Below are 23,451 nucleotides of genomic sequence, written 5' to 3' on the forward strand. Positions count from 1 at the left end.
GGCATTTTTTTCCGATAAATTTTAAGTAGTAGACTCTTTCACGGTGGAAAGAGATCTTAAAATGTAAAGGATAGTCTTCAAGGATGAGAGTAGGGACTAATGTCACATCACAGCTGGCGCAAAGGATGCTAGGTGAAGTGAACGATCACAAAACTAGTGAAGTTCGCAAGCTAGCAGGTGCAAAGCGCATTTATCAGGCCGCAATTGATCCGGCCGGTGCAGCTATATCTCTTAAGATGACAGCGCAGAATCGTTCCAACCTCCAGGCCCAACGAAATTCAAATGATAGCTTTTCAATGCTTGAAGTTGCAGATGCAACGATGGGGAGCATGCAAGACATAGCTATACGTCTAAAAGAGCTTTCGATTCAAATGGCAACTGATACCTATAATGATAGTGATCGTATCAACACGAATCGTGAATTTAAGCAGCTTGCTAGAGAGATCATTCGTATTCAAGAGAATGCAGAGTATAATGGAACTAAACTATTAAATGGTGGCCGTGATTTAGAGATGCAAATTGGAATACGTAATTCTGAAAAGAATGATCGTATTAAATATAATATTAATGATGTGATGACATCTAATCGCAAATTACTCAATCAAAATGTTCTTACAAAAGAGGGAGCAAGGTCTGCAATGGGAGCGGCCGATGCCTTAATCGATAAAATCTCACACTCTCGTGCTAAGGTTGGATCAACGATGAAAAGAGTTGAGAGTACAACTGTTAATTTACAGCATAATTATGAGAATTCAGAAGCGGCAAGATCAAAAATTGAAGATACTGATATCGCAAAGGCGACAGCGGCAAAGGCCCTGGATTCGATTAAGATGGAGTCTGCAACAGCATTCCTAGCGCAAGCTAATACTGCGCCAGGAGCAATTGCAAAGCTTATTGGCTAGTTAACTTCAAGGGCCTTCTTTACTTTTCCAAGTGTAATGGTTTCACCAAGTTTAATTAATTCACCATTTTTATTAATCACAAAATAAGCCGGAACTCCAACCATTCCTTGCGACTCTAGCCATTTTCCAATGGCCTCATCTTTACGTGTCCAGTCACCAAGTAGAAGGTCGACTTGATTTTCAGCAACCATATCTTTGAATGAATCAGTATTGATGACAAGTTTTTCATTTACCTTACAAGTGATACACCAACGGGCAGTAAAGTCGATAAACGTAAGCTTCTTCTGATCAATGCGCTCATTCATTTCGTCCTCTGTCCACTTTGTCCAATTAAGGCCTTCTCTCTTCTTATCTTCAATAAGAGAGTTTCCATTTCCACTAGTATTTAGAGGTGTTGTAATGGCCGAGTAACCTAAGTAGAAAACAGGCACGATGATAAGTAGTGTTGTGATTACTTTCTTCGTCATATGTTTTCTCATATAGAAAAGGAAGAAAGTAAAAACAAGGGCCGAATTAATATACATCATAGCAACAGGAGAGCCTACAAGTGCTGAGTAGACATCAAGTAGCCAAACAACTGTAAGAATAAGAGTTAGCCCTAAAAGCTTCTTAACGTGATCCATCCACATCCCTGGCTTTGGCAGAAAGCGAATAAGTGCCGGAAAGATACCTGTTAGGATAAATGGAGCACTTAAACCGAGTCCAATTGCTAAGAAGATCATCACGATATTTGTGCTCGACTCTGAAAAAGCAAAAGTCAGTGCTGTTCCAAGAAATGGAGCTGAGCACGGAGTTGAAAGAATTGTTGCTAGGACACCACTAATAAAGTCTCCGTAGAAAGTATTCCTAACTTCAACATTTCCAAGTTTTGTTCCCCCTGGAGTTTTAAATTCGAATAACCCAAAGAGATTAAGTGCCATTGTGAAAATGACAAAAACCATGATGGCAACAAACATCGGTGATTGAAGCTGGAAGCCCCAACCAATTTGTTCTCCAGATGACTTAAGCCCTACAACGGTAAGAGCAAGTGCTGCAAATGTTGCAAGAACACCTAGTGAGTAGAATAGGTTATGCTTTAAAACTTTTGAACGACTTTCATTTGAGTGTTTGATTAATCCAAATAGCTTAAGTGAAATTACAGGTAATACACAAGGCATGATATTAAGGATTAATCCTCCGATAAATGCCATTAGTAAGAAGTAAGGAAGTGAAGAAGAGCCTTCTTCATTACTTATAATTTTTGTATCTTGAATCGGTTTGTCATTATTAACTTTAGTCAGACGTGAGTAGAATGTTTTGAAAGATTCTTCATTTGTTCCAAAAGAATTGATATCGAAATCAACTCGATATGTCTCCCCATTAACAGGATCATTAAAAACAAATTTAAAGGCCAGGGGTTCATTAAAACGGCCATCTGTTGGTAGGGGATATTCTGGTTCTAAATATTCTCCATCCCAGTCTAGTTGATAAAGCCCATAGTGGTTTCCCTTGGTGTCCTTATAAAGAGCTTCTCTTTTAAAACTAATAGGGCTTGTCGTGTATGGAGTTAATATATTTTGTCCGGGACTAAGCTTTTGATTCTCTCCTGTAATATTATAGACGAGAGCTAGTCCGCCTTCGTACTTTGTAAGTTGTAGGTTTAGGTATGTCGGAGTTTCTCTTAGTGTCGGAAGATTATTAAATCTTTTTTCCATTTCAGAGTTTGCTACTCGAAACTGATTATCATTTGACTTAAAGACCCCGTCGTTAAAATCACCCTTAATAATTCTTTCCTGTGGGATACAAATGTCGTGGCAAATTAAATACTTTAAATGAACTTCGAAATTTTTTGCGTTATCAAATGAATTTCCTAAATAATAAAAGTAAGTGTAGTCACCTTTATGACCAAAAGTTTGAATATCACCTTTCTCAATAAATTTATGAGGAGTTGGCCATTCTACTAAATCAAGTACGATCTTATCGCCACCTTGTCTAAACTCAACTTCAGTTGCTAGTCCTGAATCACCTGGGTTTTGCCAGTAAGTATGCCAACCATCTTTGTTTCTTAAGTTGATTGTAAGGTATTTATTACTGTCCTTTTCAATTGTTGTTACCTGGGCCTTTAGTAGGTTTGAGTAATCTTCTTTATCGGCGTAGGCAAAGAGGGTGATGGCAAGGGCCAGTAGGATTTTGTACATTATTTTTTCCTTAAAATTTCTTAATTAATTTCATACCTTAGCGGTATTATACGCTAAAGCATGACGCTAAATCTAGGAATTGACAAAGATTTGACGATAAAAGCTGTTCCCTTAACATTGTGAAGAGATCTTAACATTCACATTGGTAAATACTTGAAAATACGTAGTTGCAAATTTTGCTAAATATTTTAGTCCATTATCCGAAAAGATGAGCGAAGAGGTACTAATAACGAGGAAAAAAAAGTGAAAACCGTTAATTCTTTATTCTTTGGACTTGCATTGATGTCGCTAACATCGTGTAGCTATGTGGAGCATTTTGAAAAACGCGCCCAGGCCATTAACGAGTTAGAGGATAAGATTCTAGTTTTATCAAAAGAGAATCAAGAGATGAATAATAAGCTTATGCAAGCTAATTACAAAATCAAAACTCTTGAAAGTAAGAATTACTATCTCGAAACACAATTGAAAGATAAGGCTCCAAAGAAGGAGAGTTATACAAAGAGAACAATTGCAAGTGTTGCTCGTGTCGACAGTAATGATCTTGTTAAATATGACGTGTACAAGTGGGACGCTAAAGAGATGGTCTCAATTGCACAAAAAGAATTCGATTCAAAGAATTATGAAAAGAGTGCACAGTTCTTCAATGCATACACAAAGAATTTTCCTAATTCAAAAGAGCTTGATGCGGACTTCCTATTTCAGGCCGGTGTTGCAAGCTATGAGTCAGGTAAGCACTATGATTGGAGTGAGAAATACTTCACTTATTTAACAAAGAAGTATCCTACTTCAAAGTACTACCTAGGTGCAAAGCTATGGCTAGGTATGAGTTATTTAAAGCAAAATCGTAAAGACGAATTCTTCGCAGTAGTGGAAGAATTTAGAAAGAAATATAGAAACACTCCTGAATGGAATATCTTAAGTGGGCACTATGAGAAAATCGTACAGAAATATAAAAAGAACTAGTTTTCTAATCTTAGCATTTATCTCAAGTCTCGCTCTTGGTGCCGAAGCGGCAAAAACACCAAGGGCCGTCGTTGCGAGAGTGCAGGGAAATGTTTTTGTTACTAGTAATCAACAAACAAAGAAATTAGATGCAGGTAGCTTCATCTATGATTTTGATGATATTTTTACTGAAGTAGGTGCTGAACTTGTTTTTAGAGACTACTTTGATCACGAATATCATGTTTCAGGTTCAAGTTATATTTCAATGCTTAATAAAATCGTTGAGCTTAAATCTGGATATGTTTGGGTTAAGTCAATTGAAGAAACAGATGATAAATTTCAGCTTCAAACAGTAAATGCAACAATCTCTTATGATAGTGGAGAGTATATTGCTTCTTATGATCCAGAAAATGGAAAGACACAAATTCTAAGTATTACAGGAACTCATACAATTAATAATAATGTTTACGAATTTATGAAAGAGCAAGTTGGCCCAGGCCGTTTCTCTTTTGTTAAAGAAGATTATGAAAATGGAGCGCCAAGAGTTCCAACACCTATTTCTTCAAGTGCATATGAAGCGGTGACATCTCTATTTCCTGCTGTTAAGCCGATGAATGAACGCACTCTAGTTGCTAGAGCACCAAGACATAAGGATAATAAGATCTCGCAAGAGCTTTATAAGAAGACTCCTAAGAGATCAACAGCTTCAGTTACTCTTAGAGAAGATATGAGAGTTTCAAATAGACCAGGTGAAATTGTCGTAAGACAATCTCATACAGTGAAAACTCGTCGTGATATTGCTTCTGTTGGAGTAGAAGGTGGGGCGAGAGCAACTCGTCTTGAGCAATTCTATGAAGAAAAACTTAAGGAGATGGCAAAAGAAGCTCCTAAGAAAAAGAAAGTAGTTAAGAAGTTTAAGCCAGACTATACAACTAAGTCAGGTGTTGAAGTAAATGTTTACGGGCCGAAGTCTAGGGTTCCTGCTTCTAAAGAAGAAGGTCCAGCTCAAATGCAAAAAGAGCGTGAATATGAGAGGGAAGCTCCTCAAGAAGGAGTCCGTCCTGAACGTAAGTTTAGACCGGAGAAACCTCAATCATTACGTAATCCAGCATCGGTTCCATCTCCAGTTGATGAAGAGGTTAAGAATGATGTATTCGAAACTTCACTAAGAAGAGAGTATTTAAGTCAACAAAAGCACAGTGATGCTGTAAACAGCCTAATAAATGATCTTGAGAGTTATAGTCAGGATTATAAAGAAGCCTACTAAGAAAAAAATCCCGGTATGATAAAAAAATGATCTCAGTTAAAATATAAGCAATTATTTTGCTTATATTTTAACTATTTAGATGGGATCAGTCGTATGTCTATTTCACAAATTCCTCAGGCCCTCACTTATGATGATGTCTTAATTAAGCCAGGCTATTCAGAAGTTTTGCCAGGAGATGTTTCACTAAAAACAAAATTTTCACGTAATATTGCTTTAAATATTCCAATCGTCTCAGCTGCTATGGATACAGTAACAGAATCCAAGACGGCAATTGTTATGGCCCAGCAGGGTGGTATCGGTGTTATTCACAAGAATATGTCACCAGAGGAACAGGCCTGGGAAGTTGAGAAGGTGAAGAAATTTGAATCAGGTGTCGTTCTCAATCCAATTACAGTAAATCCTGAAATGCAATTAGAAGAAGTGATTAGACTTACTAGTAAGAATAAGATCACTGGTGTTTTAGTTGTTGATTCAGAGAACTATCTTGTCGGTATTCTTACAAGTCGAGATATTCGTTTTGAACAAAACTTAAATCAAAAAGTAAAAGATATCATGACACCAAAAGAGAAGTTAGTTTCTGCTCTTGAGGGAATTGAATTAGATGAGGCCCAAAAAATTCTTCATAAGAACAGAATTGAGAAGCTTCCAATTGTTTGTAAGAACGGAAAGCTTAAGGGTCTAATTACCATCAAAGATATTCTAAAACGTATTAACTTTCCTAATTCAAATAAAGATGACCTTGGACGTCTTAGAGTTGCAGCAGCAATTGGAGTTGGCGACAAGGAAGTTGGGCGTGCTAAGCATCTTATTGCAGCAGGTGTTGATTGTATTATCATTGATACAGCTCATGGCCACTCAAAGGGTGTCATCGGAATGGTGAAAACAGTTCGAGGCCTTATTCCTAAAGATCAAAGTGTTGATATTATCGCCGGAAATATTGCTACACCAGAAGCTTGTATGGCATTGATTGATGCAGGAGTTGATGGAGTTAAAGTTGGTATTGGACCAGGCTCAATTTGTACAACTCGAGTTGTTGCAGGTATTGGTGTTCCTCAACTTTCGGCCGTTATGGACTGTGCTGATGTTTGTTTTAAAGCGGGGATTCCATTCATTGCAGATGGAGGGATTAAATACTCTGGAGATATTGTTAAGGCCCTTGCTGCCGGTGCAAGTTGTGTCATGCTAGGTTCAATGTTTGCTGGTTGCGATGAAACGCCTGGTGAAATGGTTTTATATCAAGGTCGTACATATAAGGTATATCGTGGAATGGGGTCTTTAGGTGCCATGAAGCTTGGTTCAAAAGATCGCTATGGCCAAGGTGATGTTGATGATCAAAAACTTGTTCCTGAAGGAATTGAAGGCCAGGTGCCTTATAGAGGAAGTCTTGCTTCAAATATCTATCAATTAAATGGTGGTATTAGAAGTGGTATGGGCTACGTTGGAGCTTCAACAATTGTTGAAATGCAAGAGAAGGCGCAGTTTGTAAAAATCACGGCAGCATCTCTTAAAGAAAGTCACCCTCATGACATTATGATTACGAAAGAAGCGCCAAATTATCAAATTGAAAAATAGGAAATAAAAATATGAGTGCAAGACAAATTTGGATCGTGGACTTTGGTTCACAGTACACACAACTAATTACTAGAAAATCACGTGAGCTAGGTTACTCTAGTGAGATCATCACTGTAAAAAAGGCCCGTGAACTTTTCAGTGAAGGCAAGAGACCAAATGCTCTTGTTCTTTCTGGTGGCCCTCAATCAGTTTTTGAAGATGAAACAAATTATGACTTTGTTTTTGAAAATGAAGATCTTCCAATCTTAGGTGTTTGCTACGGTATGCAGCTTATGGGGAAATACTTTGGTGGTGTCGTTGAGAAGGGAACAATCGGCGAGTATGGGCATGCCAAGATTCATTTAATTAATGGATTTAAAATGGATGGAGTTCCCGAAGAAGTAAATGTTTGGATGTCTCACTCTGATCATATTTCAAAACTTCCTGCAAATTTCAACCTTGTGATGGAATCAGCAAATGGACTTGTTTCGGCCATTGAGCATACGACGCGTCCAATGATGGGGCTACAATTTCACCCAGAAGTTGAACATAGTGAACACGGGAAGGATATTCTAAATCACTTCTTTAAAGATATCGCCAAGCTTGAAAAAGATTGGGATGCTACAGAGATGCTTGAAGAAGCAAAAGAGCTTGTTCGTGGGATTGAAAAATCAAAAGTTCTATGTGCTTTCTCTGGTGGCGTTGACTCTCTCGTCGCAGCACAACTTTCACATGAAGTAATCGGTGATAATCTTTACTGCTTCTTCGTTGATCACGGACTTCTTCGCCCACAAGACTATCAGCATATTGAAACGCTAAAAGAAAAAACTCAACTTAATATTGAAGTGATCGATGTCAAGGCCGAGTTTATGGCAAACTTGGAAGGTAAGTCTGATCCTGAAGATAAGCGTAAGGCCATTGGTAAAACTTTTATTGATATTTTTGAAATGAAAGTAAAAGAGTATCAGGAAAACCACGGAATCAACTTTGAGTACTTACTTCAAGGGACTTTATATCCAGATGTTATTGAATCAATCTCTCCGCATGAAGAAGATGGAAAGTCGGTAACAATTAAATCTCACCACAATGTTGGTGGGCTACCTGAGAGAATGAATCTCAAACTTCTAGAACCACTTCGCTACCTTTTTAAAGATGAAGTTAGAAAGATGGGTGAGGAGTTAGGACTTGAGCACGGTTGGGTTCATCGCCATCCATTTCCTGGGCCAGGAATTGGAATTCGCGTCCTAGGTGAGCTTACTGAAACTCGCATCGCTCAGGTTCAGCAAAGTGATCAAATCCTTTTTGAAGAGCTACATAAGAATAATCTTTATGAATCAACTTGGCAGGCACTAACTGTTTTACTTCCAGTAAAAACAGTTGGGGTAAAAGGTGATGGCCGTGCATATGAAGAAGTTATTTGTCTTCGTATGGTTAACTCAAGTGATGGGATGACTGCGACGTGGACTGATATGCCACACGCTTTCTTATCTCGTGTTTCAAATCGCATCACAAATGAAGTTAAGGGCATCACTCGCGTGGTTTATGACATCACGTCTAAACCTCCTGGTACCATTGAATGGGAGTAGCACCCGCATCATTTTGCATCCGCAAAATGGGATGCGGTGCTACCGCCCGTTGCCTGTAATGAAACAATACTTCAACCGACCGACGTTTATGTCGGTCGTGTTGTTTCCGGCGGTATGGGAAAGTTGTCGCATTTGAGCGAAAGCCGCACCTACGGTTTGCTTTCTTGAATCACATCCATCTCTGCATCAAAACTACCCTTTAGGGTACTTTTGCCGCAGGATGTGCCTCAGGCGCAATGGGAAAGCCTACGAATTGAGCCTTGGGTACGCGCCACCTTTTCGAGATTTTAAATATTTAAATATTTATATTGTTCAAATAGTCGATCACAGGCTTACTCTGGCCAACTATTTTAAGTAAGCCTAATTTCTAGTTCTAAATATATTAGTTAATTTAATAAGACATTAGTTATTGGCCTTAGCTTTCTTGTCTAGGACTTAAATTATTCGCTAACTTATTTAAATCTCGAAAAGGTGGCGCGTACCTTACTTAGTGCAAACTAGCTTATAAACAGTTGCACCATCGACGTTAACTAGCTCAAAGCGGCTGTTTTGATCGAATGTTGCAGTTGAGACAATCCCTTTAGTATAGTCGGGACCAAATGTGATTTTAGCGACAAATTGCTCTTCGTCGTACTTTGTGAAGACGAAGTATGCTTCATCGATATCTGCGTGAATCTTTGCATCTGTATAATCAAACGCTCTTTCAAGTTTTATTTCTTTAAGTTGAGATTGGCCTCTGTCATCTAGGTATCTCTTAGAGGCGGTACAATCCATTGATAAGGCAGAAGATGCTAAAAGTAGTGATAATGTAATTTTTGCGATCTTTGTCATTTGAACTCCTTATCTTGATTTATGAGATATGAAATTCTAGTGAAAAAGAAGCGCCAACGCAAAAGATGAAGCACAATAGTTAGAAAGTGTTAGATTTGATTACGCTACCAGCCAAATAACACGGTCTCATCTTCGTCACCACTTGCACTATTATTATTAGGCTGATACCAGGCCTGAAACTTATCAGGGGACTCAAATACTGTGCCAGAAGCAATATTGGTGCTTAGGTAGGCACGATAAGGGACGTTGTCCTCGTTGATTGTGCGCGTCAAAGTTATTGTTGATGTTGAACCATCGCTTCCATCAGTTACTGTGATAATAGCTGGTGAGAGGGAAGTGAAGGCAACAAAGTCAGCATTGGTATTAATTCCAAACGAGTTCTTCATTAGCGCTGTTGGTACAAATGGTGCTGCACAGTATCCGTTTGAATCAGCTGTTGAGTTTCCAATCATTGGAATGGAGACGTCTGAAACAATACGTGTTGCCTGTGTGTCATAGAGGTTTCGATTTCCACTCACTATGTGTGCGTAAGTTGTACCTGCCGTAAGAGTCGCAGCTTGAGTTGTGGACTCTGAGTTGTAGATTGTTACACTATTGCTACTGGCCGCAGTTGTGATATTTCCAGTTGTTGATGGAAAGCCAATAATATCAGTGGCCGTTGGGAGAAGAGGTTTTGGATCCACGTGATCAGTACCAGTTCCTGCCATCATATAGGCCAGTATATATCCCGTTGAGTTGAGTTCATAAGAAGCATAAGTTGAAACAGTTAGTGTTGTTGAAGTTCCTGCTACTAAGCTTGCAGAAGTAACGACAGTACCATTTCTTGTGATTTCAATATCAGAGTCAGTGTAGGCGTAAACTGAAATATTGCTGACATTTTGTCTTGTATGATTAAAGAGAAAGCTTTTTCCTACCCAACTTGTTGGGTTCCAAACGATATTAGCATTCTTACTTGCGGAAGTGCTATTGCTGTCACTTCTTCTTCCTGCAACAAAGAATTTCCCAGTTGCCTCAATAGTATCAAATTGAGCGCAAGTAAAACTATGAGTATCAGTCTTATTAAAAGTTCCTGCAATTGGTGTTCCATTGTGTTCAAAATTGTTTCCATCTTCAAGCGAAACGAGACGACAAGAAGTTGCGCCTCCTACATTGACGGCCATATAGTTGGATTGAAATATAGGAATATCTGGAAGAGTCTCTGAAATTAGTATATTCGATGATTCAGAATTGTAGGCACCATTTGTTGCATAGACTCGGTAGCTATACTCTGTTTCTGGTGTAAGTCCTGTGTGCGTAAAGTCAGTTAGGGGATGCGAAGTCGTGATTGTTTGCCAACTTCCAACACCTTCTTTGTAATCAATTTGATATCCTGTAATTGCTGGGCCATTAGGATCTGGAGTAGTCCAAGCAATCTTAATTGAATCAGTTGTTCTCTCTACTAAAGAGAGGTTATTAATCTTATTTGGCGGTGCTAGAACGTACCATGAAGTAGATGAAGTAATTGTTTCATTTCCTGCAGCATCAATTGTTTTTAAAAGGAGATAATATTGCTCTCCTTCTGTTAGTGTGACACCAGTGTATTGATATGAAGCTGACATAAAGGGAGTATAATTTGCTCCAGGTAAAATATCTGCTTCTGCCGGAGATGATGAAATTGCCACTTCATAAGCCTTAATAGTGCTTCCAGTTGCGTCAGCGTTTGCTAATGAAAATGAATCCGATGCGTTTATTGTTGCATCTGAATTTAAATTTATAGTAGGGGCCGTTGGAGCGATATCATCGTGAATGATGTCATCACTAAGGCAGTCCGACTCATAAAGTGTTGCCGTTCTAAATTTAATATAGACATTGTTGACACTATTTAATGAAGAAAGAGTCCAAGGAAGAGATGTTGCATAGGTTTGCCAGCTACCTCCCGATGAACAACTCGCATCTGTTGTAATATACATTTCATTAGCATTTGAAGCTGTAATACTTAAAGTTGCACTCGTTTGATTAGTTGCACTTGCGCCACTATTGATTAAAAAACTTATTGTGTGTGGAATATCATTTGTAATCTTGATACCACTAGTGTCCCCTGTCGTTATGGCCAGGCTTGCATGATGGCCAGCATAGTCTTTAATTGTTCCACCGTTAAGCTCAATTAATGATGAGAGAAGAACTCCATCTGTTGGGTCATTATCAGCACTTGTAATTGTATATTCAAAGTTAAGTGTATTTGTTCCTGAACCACTCTTGTAATCAAGAAAGACGTTACCACTATCAAGTTGTAGCTGAATCCTTGGACTTCCTGTTACCACAATACTTTCATCAAAGGTTACTGCGAAGTTTAAGATATCATCAATGATGTAGCTGCCATCTGTTGGAAGTGTTATTGAAGTAAAACTTGGTGCTTGGGTGTCGACAAAAACAGAAGGGAAGTTCTTTTCGGTAAAGATACTTGTTAATGTATTTGCTTGGTCATCTTCAATCGTTGCACTTGAAACATCAAGAGGGGAGATCGCTGATATGCCATCACCATCATTATCTGTTGCGGCCACGATATATTCAAAAATAAATTCATCAGTTCCACTTCCTGAGACATAGTCTGCAAAAACAGTTGTGGCACCAATTTCTAATTCAAGTCGGGGAGTGCCACTAATAACTGTTGCGGCCTTATTAAAGTTAACCGAGATCGAAATAGTCTCTCCCAGAGTGTAGTAACCAGGGGTTAAGATCGTAATATTGTCGATATAGAGCTCTCCCAGAGGAAGCTGCTCATTGCCAATATTTACTTTCTTTAGGGTTTCCTCGTCTGCTCCTGCAGAACATGACGTTAATGTTACTAAGAGGAAAGCGATAGAAGTCATTAATATTACAAACTGTTTTACTTTTAACATGTTTGTATTATCGGATAGAGATAATAAATATTTATAAATAAAATAACTGACAAAAATCAGCTTCTTTAGAAAGTAGTGTTAAGTTGCTGTAAGTATTAAATATTGTTACTGAATTAGCTTTAAAAGGTCCTTACTAAATGCATTGGACATTAAGGCCGAGAATAAGAAGATGAAGAATGTTGCCATGACTTGTTTGATAAATTTCTTTTCCATGGAGAAATCTTACTGGATTTTAATAATTGAAAATACTTTTTTGATAATTGCCTAGGTAGTGTTCAGTTTTTTACTAGATTATTGTGCAAAAAGGTTAAGCTGGTCTAGGCGTGACTCATGCTTAGAGAAAATTGTTTCAACAGAGTGCTCATGAACTTCGCGTTTTTCAAAACCATTGTCATAAGTTTGAATAACGAAGAAAGACATACGTGGAAACTTTGCCTTTAGCTCTTTCATCGCATCTGTAATCAGGTCGATATTACCAGCATCATCATCACTCATTCCAAAGCGGTGATAATCAGAGTAGCCGTATTTTTGAATAGCAAGTTCAACTGATTCAATGATGGCCTTGTACTTAAGCTCTGGCACATTATAATCTTCATCACGTCCACCAAGGCGTACACGTGTCTCAGGGTTTGAGACGGCATAAACAGTGTGGAAGTTTGGCATATTAGGCAGGTGACCTTCATTATAAATAACTTCAATCCCTTGCTTAATCGTATCCTCTCTGTGACCACGAGCTGTAATGATTGAAACAGGTCTTTGATTATAAGTTGCATGGAAGAAGTGATTCCAGCTCGGAGCTTTCCAAGTCGAATCACTTCTTTCAAGTGCATCCTGGATATCTGTGATAAGTGATTGCTTTCTTCCGGTTAGTCGTTGAGTAAGCGAAAGATCTGAATCGCGGAAATTTCTAAAAGTTCCCGTCTCATCATCGAAATCCATGTGATAATTTGCGTAAGGTCCTTCTTTTCCAATGATCTTGTTATGAGCAGCAAATTCGTGAGAAGAAAGAAGCTTCTCTTCGCCTGTCTCATTGTGAAAGATGATAATTGGAGTTGAAAGGAAAACGACATTGTCGTCAAAGTCGAAGAAATAGAAAGATTTTCCACCTAGGTGGAAGTTGCGATCATTTTCGCGAGGAAGCTCAAAGTTAAACTCAAGCTGCTCCTTATTCTTTGGTGTTTTTTTCTTACGAGTAAAAACCATGTTGTCTCTCTATAAACTTTTATGCCGTATATTCGCAGAAGTCATGGTCGCGTTCAAGAAAAGAGCTTAGTATCTGCAATATTTACAGATACTAAGTTATTGAAAATTAATAGCATTTACTATCGTTAAGCAGGGTGATTGTCGCCGAAGTCATCATTTTAAGATCGTTGCTATCAAATACCAGTGAGCTATTTGATAGGGCCGAGAGACTTTGCTCAATTCCGGTACATATCATCCAGTCTTCTCGAAAGAGAACTTTGTGCTCTGGGTGTATCAGTAAGATTTATGTAGTCTGGGCTACCAATTGGTTCCTTTCATATTGTGAATGACTTCAAAAACAGTCGTTCTTTCAATGATTCCAATGACTTTTCCATTTTCCACCACAGGAAAGGCATGAAAGGGATAGTGAAGGAAGAGCTCAACAATGAAGGTTAAAGTGGACTTTGCTGGGATCGTCACTACATTTTCGCTCATATAGTGTTCAACAAGAGAAGAGGGGTGGTTGTAGTACTTAGCGTCGAGGCTGTATTTGAGGCAGTCTTTTTGTGAAAGAAAGCCCACGATATTTTCATAATCATTTACCACGGGAAGTCCCGTTATATTGTGTTTTATAAAGTATTCTCCGGCCTCTTGCATATCCATATCAGTATGGAGGGGGATGAACTCCTTGATAACTCGATTGATAATATTATAGCTGGAAGTGAATAATTCATCTTTTTCTTTTTGTCTTGGGGCCTTATCTCTTTCGATAGGCGGAGTGTAGTTAACCATTACTTATCCCTTTTTCGTTTGAACATATAACAAATTGTATTGTTAAAACTTGAAAAGATTTTGATTAAATGTAGAGAAATCATCATAATAACTCGTAATGGAATTTATTCATGAATATGGCATAGTAGGGCTTTTCTTTATCAGCTTTGCCGCCGCAACCATTCTTCCTTTTAGTTCAGAAGCATTTCTCTTTGGTGCTGTTAAGGCAGGGCTTTCAAAGATTGATATCTTTTGGTCTGCCAGTCTTGGAAACTTTCTGGGCGGGGTAAGTTGTTTCTATCTTGGTCACTTGGGAAAGCTAAGTTGGTGTGAAAAATATCTAAAGATTAGTAAAGATCAAATCAATCGCTGGCAGGGCCTAATTCAAAACTATGGGCCAGGACTAGCAATTTTGACATGGCTTCCCATTGTAGGGGATCCACTGGCCGTTGCACTGGGTTATTTTCGTTGTCATCCCAAATATGTTTTTCTCACAATGTATATTGGTAAGGCTATGCGTTATGTGTTTGTAATTTGGTTAGCAAATAAACTCTAAGAATATGACAAAACACCTTTAAAATGGGATAATTTAAAAGCACGACACACTGATTAATTAAGACATTTTGAGGACTCCATGGAACAAGATAGTAACGTCGAATCTAATGAAACGAAATCACTAAAAGAAACACACCCTGATAGTTTTGTTCACTTACACCTACATACGCAATATTCTCTTCTTGATGGAGCGATTCGCTTAAAGGATCTAATTCCTGAAGCGCAGAGGCTTGGGGTACCGGCCATTGCTCAGACAGATCATGGAAATATGTTTGGGGCCATTGATTTCTATACTCGCTGTAAGGATGCAGGAATCAAACCTATCCTTGGTTCAGAAATTTACTTTACTCCTGGTTCTCGCTTTGATCGTCGTGCTGCAAAGAAGTCCGCAAGTGTTAGTTCCCAAGATGCGGAAGAGTCTTCAAGACAAATTCACCACCTTATTCTTCTTGCAAAGAATAATACAGGCTATCAAAACCTATGTAAGCTTCTTTCAAAAGCGTATCTTGAAGGTTTCTATTATAAGCCGCGCGCTGACGTTGAACTACTTCGAGAGTACTCAGAAGGTCTAATCTGTACGACAGCATGTCTTAAGGGAGAAGTTGGTTACAACTTCTTTACTGGCCAAGATGATAAGGCCATCCGTGCTATTGAAAAGTTAAGAGATATCTTTGGCCCAGACGACTTCTATCTTGAGATCCAAGAAAATGGTATTCCGGAGCAAAGAATTGTAAACGAAAGAGTTATTGATTTTGCTCGCAAGAACGACATTAAGCTTGTTGCGACAAATGACTCACATTATATGACTCCTGAAGATGCGACTGCTCAGGAAGTTCTTCTTTGTATTCAAACAGGAAAGACCTACGCCGATGAAAATCGTATGCGTATGACGTCGCAAGAATTCTATTACAAATCTCCAGAAGAAATGAGAGCAGCATTTCACTATGCACCAGATGCTTGTGATAACACGCTTGAGATTGCAGATAAGTGTAATGTTGAACTTTCTTGGGAAGATGAAAACGGTAACCAAATTTATCACCTGCCTGATTATGAGATTGATACAGGAGAAACTCTTGAAGAATATTTCATACGAGAGGTTAATGAGGGACTTCAGGCCCGCTTTGATGGACCACAATTTAGAAATATTGTAAATCAACCAGACTGGGAAGAGCAGAAGCCTAAATATTACGAACGTCTTAAATATGAAACAGATCTTATTATTCAAATGGGATTCGTTGGGTACTTCCTAATCGTTGCCGACTTTATCCAGTGGTCAAAAGATAATGGAATTCCTGTAGGCCCTGGACGTGGTTCTGGTGCTGGTTCACTTGTCGCTTATTCACTTACGATTACCAATATTAACCCGCTTCCTTATAACCTTCTCTTTGAGCGTTTCATTAACCCTGAGCGTATTTCGATGCCTGACTTTGACGTTGACTTTTGTCAAGCCGGACGTCAGCGAGTTATTGAATATGTAACTCAAAAGTACGGTGAAGATAAAGTCGGTCAGATTATTACTTTTGGTAAGCTTCAGGCAAAGGCCGTTGTAAAAGACGTTGCCCGTGTTTATGATTTAACATTTGCTGAAGCCAATATGATTTCAAAGTTGATTCCTGATGAAATCGGAATCACTTTAGATAAAGCAATTGAGATGGAGCCGAAGCTTCAGGAGCTTATTGAAACAGATCCAAAGATTCGCCAAATCTTTACCATTTCAAAAAGACTTGAGGGACTTTATCGCCACGCTGGTATTCACGCGGCCGGAGTTATCATTACCTCAGAGCCACTTGTAAATTACTGTCCACTTTTTAAAGGTGCTAAGGGTGAAAAAGTTGTTCAATTTGATAAGGACTTTTCGGAGTTAATTGGACTTGTAAAATTTGACTTCCTTGGACTTAAAACTCTAACTGTAATTGATTACGCTTCGGATTTTATTAAGCGTGACTATATGCCTGACTTCGATATTGAGGCAATCGACTACGAAGATGAAAAAGTTTATGACCTCATTTCTGAAGGGGATACGATTGGAGTTTTCCAACTGGAATCTTCGGGGATGCAGGATTTATGTCGTCGTATTTCTCCAGACACACTCGATGATATTACGGCCATTAACGCTCTTTATCGTCCAGGTCCGATGGGATCGGGAATGCACGATGAGTTCGTTGAAATTAAGCACGGGCGTAAGGAAGAAACTTATCCATTTGAAGATCTAAAGCCAATCCTGAACGATACTTACGGGATCATTATCTACCAAGAGCAGGTTATGAATATCGCCCGAAAGGTTGCAGGATACTCTCTTGGTCAAGCGGATATGCTTCGTAAGGCGATGGGGAAAAAGAAGCTTAAGGAGATGGAGCGCCATAAGCAAATTTTCTTAGATGGTGCTAAAGAGAGAAATTACGATCTTAAGATTGCAGAAACTCTCTATGATCAGATGGCGAAATTTGCGGAATACGGGTTTAACAAATCTCACGCCGTTGCTTATTCATATATTGCATACCAAACAGCTTTCTTAAAAACTTATTACCCTCCAGAGTTTTACGCTGGTCTATTAAGTACGGAACTTTCTAATACAGATAAGATTACGACAATTATTAACGATGCAAGAAATCACGATATTGAAGTACTTGCTCCATGTGTGAATGAATCTCTTTGGCTATTCAACGTTGTTGATGGCAATCTTCGTTTTGGTATGGGTGCAATTAAAGGTGTTGGTGAAGGTGCTGTTGAAGAGATTGTACGCGAGCGTACCGAAAATGGGCCATTTGTCGGCTTCATTGATTTCTGTGAGCGAGTAAATCTTAGACAAGTTAATAAGAGAACAGTTGAAGCATTAATTCGCGTAGGTGGATTCGATGGTTGCGAAAAAGAATTAAACCGTCGCACGATGCTTGAAAACATGGAAATGGTTGTTGCTTACGCAAGTAAGCGCCAAAAAGAAAAAGAGATGGGACAGACTAATCTCTTTGATATGGCCGAAGGGTCTGTCGATACCGGTGCTAACCAACTTGATATTGAACATACGGCCGACTGGGACGATAGAGAAAAACTTCTCTATGAAGCTGAGTTAATCGGAGTTTATGTATCAGGTCACCCGCTTGATAGATATCAAGGCGTGATTGAGCAGATGGCCTCAATGCCAATTGGGCAAATTCAAGATATTGATGGAACTTCAAAAAGAGATATGGTCCTTGCTGGGATGATCGTTGAGAGAAAACCGATCATGACAAAGAAAGGCGATCGCATGTGTTTTGCTACCCTAGAGGACTTGTCAGGTAAAATTGAATGTATTGTCTTCCCAAAAACATTTGTTCAATATGAAGAAATTCTATTAAGTGATGATCCAATCATTATGACTGGACAGGTCAACTTGGCCGAAGAACCTCGAAAATTCTTCCCGTCAAAGATTCAAAAGCTAAAAGAGCAGGCCGAAGAAAGAGTGTCATCTGTTCGTCTTAATGTTCCAATGACTTCTTTAAATGAAGGCCGTTTAAATCGTCTTAAGCAGACGATTCTAGGTCATCGCGGAACTGTTCCACTTCATATTATTTTTGAACATGATTCGGGAAGAGCGAGGATGCCACTAGGAAGTGACTATCTAGTAAACCCAACACCACAAATGGCGGCAAAAATTAATGAGATTTTTGATGCTGATGCGGTGAAGTTTATTATTGATGGAAAAATTAGCGATGTAGGGTAAAATACTTAAAGATATATTTAAATCTAGGGATGGATAATGAAGAAACTAATATTATTGCTATTTTTAGCAACAAATACTCTTGCAGCATCAGTAAGTGCAAGAGGCCAGTTCACATCAAAAACAGGAGACTCTTTATCTTTTATTAAAGAGCAGCTTTATTCTAATGCAGTTAGAAATGTTCTTGATTCAGAGCTTGAAAAACTAGGTCTAGACACTAAGACATTTTGGCAGAATTATGAAACGCAATTCGAAGAGTACTTTGCTCCGATCAAAGAGACATATGATCGCCAAACTGGTGCTGTGGATGAAGAAGGGAATCCTGTGACTCTAACAGGTAGTGCTCTTGAAAGATATGAAAGAGGATTAAGAAGTAAGAGACTTAAGGCACGTGCTTCTTTTGGTGGATTTAACTCGATCATCTCTTCTTATACAGTAAAGAAAATGTCTAAGTCTCTATCTCGTGCAGATACTCACTACTACAATATTGATGCAAAAGTTGACCGTAAACTTGTTTCTGAGATCTATTATCGCTATATCGGGCAAGGTAAGACAAGGAACTTCACTAAGCTATATCTAAATATCAACTACAAGCTTAAAGACCTTACTTGGGAAGAAGTAGGGGTAAGTTCTAAATCTAAATTTACAGATGTTGTAGAAGACCATTGGATCAAAGAATTAACGGGAAATATTGGTGGTGTCTTTTTAGAAGGAATTGAAATTGTCAATCCGTCGACAAGACAAGAGATCTTTGAGCATTTAAAGAAGCCTCTTTCTACTTTACGCTCAAGCGAAGGTGAAATCTTAGGGACTCGTCAGGAAGAATTAAGAAATTCACTTATGCTAACTCTTGATATTGTTCTTGAAAAAGAATTTAAAGACGAAAAGCAAAAACAAATCAATATTCAAACTTATGGTGGGATTGTCCTAACGGATCTACGTGATGGAGCAATTGTAAACTTTAAAGACTTTGAGGCCAAAGGACAGCAGTACTCAACAGTAGACCCACATAAGCAAAGTTCAGATATCGCAAGCTTTGTTTATCAGCTACCTATTTCTGAAATGAAAGGCCTAAAGAGAACAATAAAAGAGAAAGTCTCTGTAAAGAACTCTTTTGATATTGTTCTAAGAAATACTCGCAATATTAATGAAGCTTTTGATTTTGCAGGTATGCTTAAGGAAGAGGGCGTTGTTTACTTCTTTGATCCACAAATTACTTCAACTCTTCAAAATGTTGTAAGTATTAGTATTACATTCTCTGGTGATAAAGATAAGGCCATGGATGTATTAAAGAAGTTTTCTAACACAAAGCTATCAGATCAAGCTTCAATTATAAGAGATGAAAATTTACCATTTGTCTTCAATATTATTCATGCTGGAGAGAATGGAAAAGTTATTAAAGAAGATAAGGAAGCCACTAAGGCCAAGAATCTATGATTAAGTATTTATTGCCAATTTTACTGATTATTACAACGTCGTGTTCTCTTCTAGCACCTCCGCAAAGAAGAGATTATCACGGAAGAAAAGAAAGAACGACTCAGCGTCAACACTTTACAGGTGTTAAGAAGAAAGTTGCACTATTAACTTTCTTCAACGAATCCCCATTTGGAGGGCAAGACCTAGGTGTTGTAGCTACTGAAGAATTACGCCGTGAACTTCAAAAGACAGGACAATTTATCGTTGATCCGATGTCAGCAAGATTATTTGGTTCATCTAAGCAAGTTTATTCGCAAGGTGGCTCTAAGCTGGTTCAAATGACAAGAAAGGCCAAAGGTGAAGGTGTTAACTTTGTCATTTTTGGACGAATTATTGAGGCCCGAGTTAGAGAGAAGTCTGATGAGGTTGGATTTGTTAGAAGTACAAAGAGCTACAGTGAAGCAAAAGTTGAAATTAGAATTTATGATGTAAACTCAAATAAAGAAATCTATACGGATACTCTCGATGGTTATGCTGATGATAATAGCTATCGTTTCTTTAAATCTGATCGAGACTCTAAGTCAAAGTATCGCCAAGATCTTCTTCGTTATGTAACAAAGGTTTCTGTTAGAAAATCAATCCCAAGGATTCTTGATACGGCCCAAAAATTAGAATGGATAGGCCGTGTTGCAAAGATTATTGGAAATAATATCTATATTAATGCTGGAAGAGATTCGGGGCTTAATATCGGTGACGTTTTAAAAGTTGTAACTGAAGGTGTTGATATTTATGATCCTGAGACAGGGGCACTCATTGGTGTTTCTAAAGGGGAGATCAAAGGAACAATTGAGATTGTCGACTTTATCGGTGCAGACGCTTCAATTGGTATCCTACACTCTGGAGGCTCTGTTCACGAAGGTGACTTTGTTAAGCTGTACTAATGATTTATTCTCTTGCACGCAATTTCTTATTCAAACTAGATGCTGAAGATGCTCATGACCTAACGATTGATCTGATGGAAAAGTTTCCAGTTATGTCTGAAATTTTTCCAAGCTATCGTCGTGATAATTTAAAATTAAAAGTTGGAAACAATATTTGGGCAACTCCTATTGGACTTGCTGCTGGTCTTGATAAAAACTGTCGAGGCTATCAATTTCTTTCAAACCTTGGTTTTGGTGCGGTAGAAGTTGGAACAGTTACCCCTAGGCCACAGGCCGGAAATCCGAGGCCAAGACTCTTTCGCTATATTGAAGAAGAGTCGATTCGCAACTGCATGGGTTTTAATAATGAAGGTGGAGAGTTTCTTAAGAATCAGGTTCGCTTGGCCCAGCGTTCAATTCCTTTAGGGGTGAATATTGGTAAGAACAAGGATACGCCAGATGAATTTGCTTACGAAGACTACGCATCTCTATATCAGGATTTTAAAGACTTAGCTGATTATATTGTCATTAATGTCTCTTCTCCTAATACCCCAGGACTTCGCTCTCATCAAACACGTGAATCATTAGAGAAGATTTTTGCAGCTCTTGAGCGCAAAGAAGGTGAGGTCGACCTCTATTTAAAGATATCTCCTGATATCGAAGAAGATGAGATTGACAGTATTATCAAAGCTGCAAGTGATTATAGACTTACAGGGATTATTGCTACTAATACGACTATTATGCAGGAGCGTGGAGTCGGTGGTGTCTCTGGAAAGCTTCTACTTAAAAAGGCCCGTGGAATTCGTAAGGCCTGTCTTGATAAAATGAAAGAGTATCCTAGTTTAGAATTCATCGGTGTAGGTGGATTTTCATCCTATGAAGACGTTGTGGAATACTGGCGTGATGGGGGAAGGTGCCTACAAGTATATTCTGCATTTGTTTTTCAAGGTCCAAAGCTTTTACAAGATCTAAATAAGGCCATCTTAAATGATATGGAATTAAAGGGATTTAATTGTGTTGAGCAATTAATTGAGCACTATCATCATTTATATTCATTGTAAGTTATTAAATTTACATATGAACTAAAACTAAAATTTAATTTTTTCCTAAAATTAACCGAAACGAGTAAAAAGGTTGGTTAAACATTTAAGGAAAGAAATGATTAAAGGCTTAGTTCATACTGTCGTTATTGCATCATTAAGTGCATTTGTATTTTTCACGAGTAGTGATATTGAGAGTACTCTTAAGCAAGAGCTTGGCAGTGGTGCGAACCCTTATAAGCATGTTGATCGCTCACCTGATTTTGTTAAACGATCTATTGCTTCCTTGTCTGATGACGTTACGGCACGCGCTCTAAAGAAGAGAAGGGTTGAGGACATGCATATGTATAAGTCTTATGAAGAGTCTTTATCTAAACTCAAGGGTTGTATGCGAAATATTTGTCAGGAATACTTCACAAGTGAAGAGGTTTCTGAAAATTATGATAAGTATGGTGATTTTGTAACGGCCAAGATTAATGAAAATATCAATCAACTATATAACTTCACATTAAAAAGAGGCTTTCGCTCTCATTCTATTATCACAACAGCTTTAGACTTTATTGACCTTGGAAATGAAGATTTAAAGAAGAATCTTGTTTTACTATTAAGTACACAAAAGAGTGATCTGAGATCATTAAATGCACTTATTCAATTGTCGCAAGGAGTGTACGGAAAAGATCTTCATTCACTTATTATTTTAGAGTTAGAAAAATATGCAGTATCTAAAGAATTTAAAGATAAAATAAGTGATCAAATTGTAACGGTCTTAGCTTCTAGTCGTAGTAATGAGAACTCTCTTATTACAAAAGAGCTTTATCGCTTTATTAATAAAGATAACCTGCAGAAATTCAATCATCTTCTGACAAAGATTCCAAACGAGAGTCGCGTTTACTCTCAGCTCGCAAATCATATTGAGAAATTTGAATCCACTAATTTATAGGACAACTTTCAATTTTTTTGCAATTGCTATTTCGTTCTCATTTAAACTAAGTTGATAGGCGAGTATCTGTACCCCAACTTCTTTGGCCTTAATTAGTAATCTCTTGTATTCCTTATCGATATCACTAACATTGAAGCTTTTCACATCTTCGCGTGAAATAATATAGAGCATTGTTGCTTCATGGCCTTGCTCTTTTAAGGCCATGAGCTCTTCAAGATGCTTTTGTCCACGAGTTGAGACTGCATCCGGAAATTGAGCTTGCTCACCAACTTTTAAAGTAACATTCTTTACTTCAACAAAGTTATACTTAAAGCTTGAGTCTTCAAGTTGTAGATCTTTCTTATCGATCTCTTTATTACTTAAGAGAAAGTCAATTCTACTTTTTCCTATTTTTACTTCACTCTTAAAGTATTCATAATTTTTAAGCTCTTTAAATTTTCCTAATTCAAGGCCCTCTTGAACAATTTTATTTGTCAGCCCAGTATTAACCATAATCCAAGAGTCACCATTAGATATCATTTGAGCAGAAAATTTAAGTTTTCTTTTTGGATCATCTGAGTGAGTCATGAGAACTTTCCAGTCCTGCTCCCAACAGGTCTTCATACTTCCTGTGTTAGCGAGGTGGGCAGTTAAGGTATCCTTAGACTTATACTCTTTAAAGTTCTTATCCAATTTAAAGTCTAATAAAAAACGTTTATAGCGTTCAATAATTGTTCCTAAAACCAATTCATTTTCTTTAAATTGCATATTTTTCCTTGTGTGCAAGTTGCTAAGCATCTGTAATTATATGTTACA

Annotated in this window: 17 protein-coding genes; 11 read left to right on the plus strand and 6 right to left on the minus strand. The window is 38.1% G+C overall.

Features of this window, described 5'->3' with window-relative positions:
- Positions 1 to 83: 83 nt before the first annotated feature.
- Entirely contained in the window at positions 84 to 902 is an 819-nt protein-coding gene (locus tag ABMA76_RS04745) for a flagellin (RefSeq protein ID WP_392909494.1), read from the plus strand.
- Here ABMA76_RS04745 and ABMA76_RS04750 read toward each other — a convergent pair.
- Positions 899 to 3,079, minus strand: coding sequence for a protein-disulfide reductase DsbD family protein (locus ABMA76_RS04750; RefSeq protein ID WP_392909496.1), 2,181 nt, complete (start codon positions 3,077 to 3,079; stop codon positions 899 to 901). The genes ABMA76_RS04745 and ABMA76_RS04750 overlap by 4 nt on opposite strands.
- Before the next feature lie 243 nt (positions 3,080 to 3,322).
- Here ABMA76_RS04750 and ABMA76_RS04755 point away from each other — a divergent pair, with 243 nt between their 5' ends.
- From ABMA76_RS04755 to guaA, 4 genes are all read left to right on the plus strand, one after another.
- Positions 3,323 to 4,042 carry a tol-pal system YbgF family protein gene (locus ABMA76_RS04755; protein ID WP_103219163.1) on the plus strand — a complete coding sequence of 240 codons (720 nt, stop codon included), beginning with the start codon at positions 3,323 to 3,325 and terminating at the stop codon, positions 4,040 to 4,042.
- On the plus strand, positions 4,008 to 5,288 hold the full coding sequence (locus ABMA76_RS04760; RefSeq protein ID WP_392909498.1) for a hypothetical protein: 1,281 nt from the start codon (positions 4,008 to 4,010) through the stop codon (positions 5,286 to 5,288). The genes ABMA76_RS04755 and ABMA76_RS04760 overlap by 35 nt, the downstream gene beginning before the upstream one ends.
- 93 nt (positions 5,289 to 5,381) lie before the next feature.
- Complete coding sequence (gene guaB, locus ABMA76_RS04765) at positions 5,382 to 6,860, plus strand: IMP dehydrogenase (RefSeq protein WP_392909500.1); 1,479 nt, start codon at positions 5,382 to 5,384, stop codon at positions 6,858 to 6,860.
- Positions 6,861 to 6,871: 11 nt separating this feature from the next.
- The gene (gene guaA, locus ABMA76_RS04770) at positions 6,872 to 8,425 is read left to right on the plus strand and encodes a glutamine-hydrolyzing GMP synthase (RefSeq protein WP_393061018.1); all 1,554 of its coding nucleotides are present in this window, start codon (positions 6,872 to 6,874) and stop codon (positions 8,423 to 8,425) included.
- 483 nt (positions 8,426 to 8,908) lie between these two features.
- On the opposite strand, the gene ABMA76_RS04775 is transcribed toward guaA, so the two are convergent.
- From ABMA76_RS04775 to ABMA76_RS04790, 4 genes are all read right to left on the minus strand, one after another.
- A complete protein-coding gene (locus ABMA76_RS04775; RefSeq protein WP_392909504.1) occupies positions 8,909 to 9,256 on the minus strand; it encodes a hypothetical protein in 348 nt (115 codons plus the stop codon).
- A 104-nt stretch (positions 9,257 to 9,360) separates the two neighbouring features.
- Positions 9,361 to 12,135, minus strand: a complete 2,775-nt coding sequence (locus ABMA76_RS04780; RefSeq protein ID WP_392909506.1) for a fibronectin type III domain-containing protein — start codon at positions 12,133 to 12,135, stop codon at positions 9,361 to 9,363.
- Between the two features lie 291 nt (positions 12,136 to 12,426).
- Entirely contained in the window at positions 12,427 to 13,338 is a 912-nt protein-coding gene (locus ABMA76_RS04785) for a hypothetical protein (RefSeq protein ID WP_021268301.1), read from the minus strand.
- A 297-nt stretch (positions 13,339 to 13,635) separates the two neighbouring features.
- On the minus strand, positions 13,636 to 14,109 hold the full coding sequence (locus tag ABMA76_RS04790; RefSeq protein ID WP_392909508.1) for a CBS domain-containing protein: 474 nt from the start codon (positions 14,107 to 14,109) through the stop codon (positions 13,636 to 13,638).
- 97 nt (positions 14,110 to 14,206) lie between these two features.
- Here ABMA76_RS04790 and ABMA76_RS04795 point away from each other — a divergent pair, with 97 nt between their 5' ends.
- The 6 genes from ABMA76_RS04795 (at position 14,207) to ABMA76_RS04820 (ending at position 22,656) form a co-directional block, all read left to right on the plus strand.
- Positions 14,207 to 14,644, plus strand: a complete 438-nt coding sequence (locus tag ABMA76_RS04795) for a YqaA family protein (protein ID WP_392909510.1) — start codon at positions 14,207 to 14,209, stop codon at positions 14,642 to 14,644.
- Between the two features lie 78 nt (positions 14,645 to 14,722).
- Positions 14,723 to 18,343 carry a DNA polymerase III subunit alpha gene (gene dnaE / locus ABMA76_RS04800; RefSeq protein ID WP_392909512.1) on the plus strand — a complete coding sequence of 1,207 codons (3,621 nt, stop codon included), beginning with the start codon at positions 14,723 to 14,725 and terminating at the stop codon, positions 18,341 to 18,343.
- 36 nt (positions 18,344 to 18,379) lie between these two features.
- Positions 18,380 to 19,777: a hypothetical protein gene (locus tag ABMA76_RS04805; protein WP_392909514.1), complete on the plus strand. Its 1,398-nt coding sequence runs from the start codon at positions 18,380 to 18,382 to the stop codon at positions 19,775 to 19,777.
- A complete protein-coding gene (locus ABMA76_RS04810) occupies positions 19,774 to 20,697 on the plus strand; it encodes a hypothetical protein (protein WP_392909516.1) in 924 nt (307 codons plus the stop codon). Before ABMA76_RS04805 ends, ABMA76_RS04810 begins: the two co-directional genes overlap by 4 nt.
- Positions 20,697 to 21,737 (plus strand): quinone-dependent dihydroorotate dehydrogenase, encoded by a 1,041-nt coding sequence (locus tag ABMA76_RS04815; RefSeq protein WP_392909517.1) that lies wholly within the window; start codon positions 20,697 to 20,699, stop codon positions 21,735 to 21,737. Before ABMA76_RS04810 ends, ABMA76_RS04815 begins: the two co-directional genes overlap by 1 nt.
- Before the next feature lie 97 nt (positions 21,738 to 21,834).
- A complete protein-coding gene (locus ABMA76_RS04820; RefSeq protein WP_392909519.1) occupies positions 21,835 to 22,656 on the plus strand; it encodes a hypothetical protein in 822 nt (273 codons plus the stop codon).
- Here ABMA76_RS04820 and sfsA read toward each other — a convergent pair.
- Entirely contained in the window at positions 22,651 to 23,403 is a 753-nt protein-coding gene (gene sfsA / locus ABMA76_RS04825) for a DNA/RNA nuclease SfsA (protein WP_392909521.1), read from the minus strand. The two genes, ABMA76_RS04820 and sfsA, sit on opposite strands and share 6 nt — an antisense overlap.
- Positions 23,404 to 23,451: the final 48 nt, after the last annotated feature.

The organism is Halobacteriovorax sp. ZH5_bin.2, assembly GCF_043196375.1.
GTDB lineage: Bacteria > Bdellovibrionota > Bacteriovoracia > Bacteriovoracales > Bacteriovoracaceae > Halobacteriovorax_A.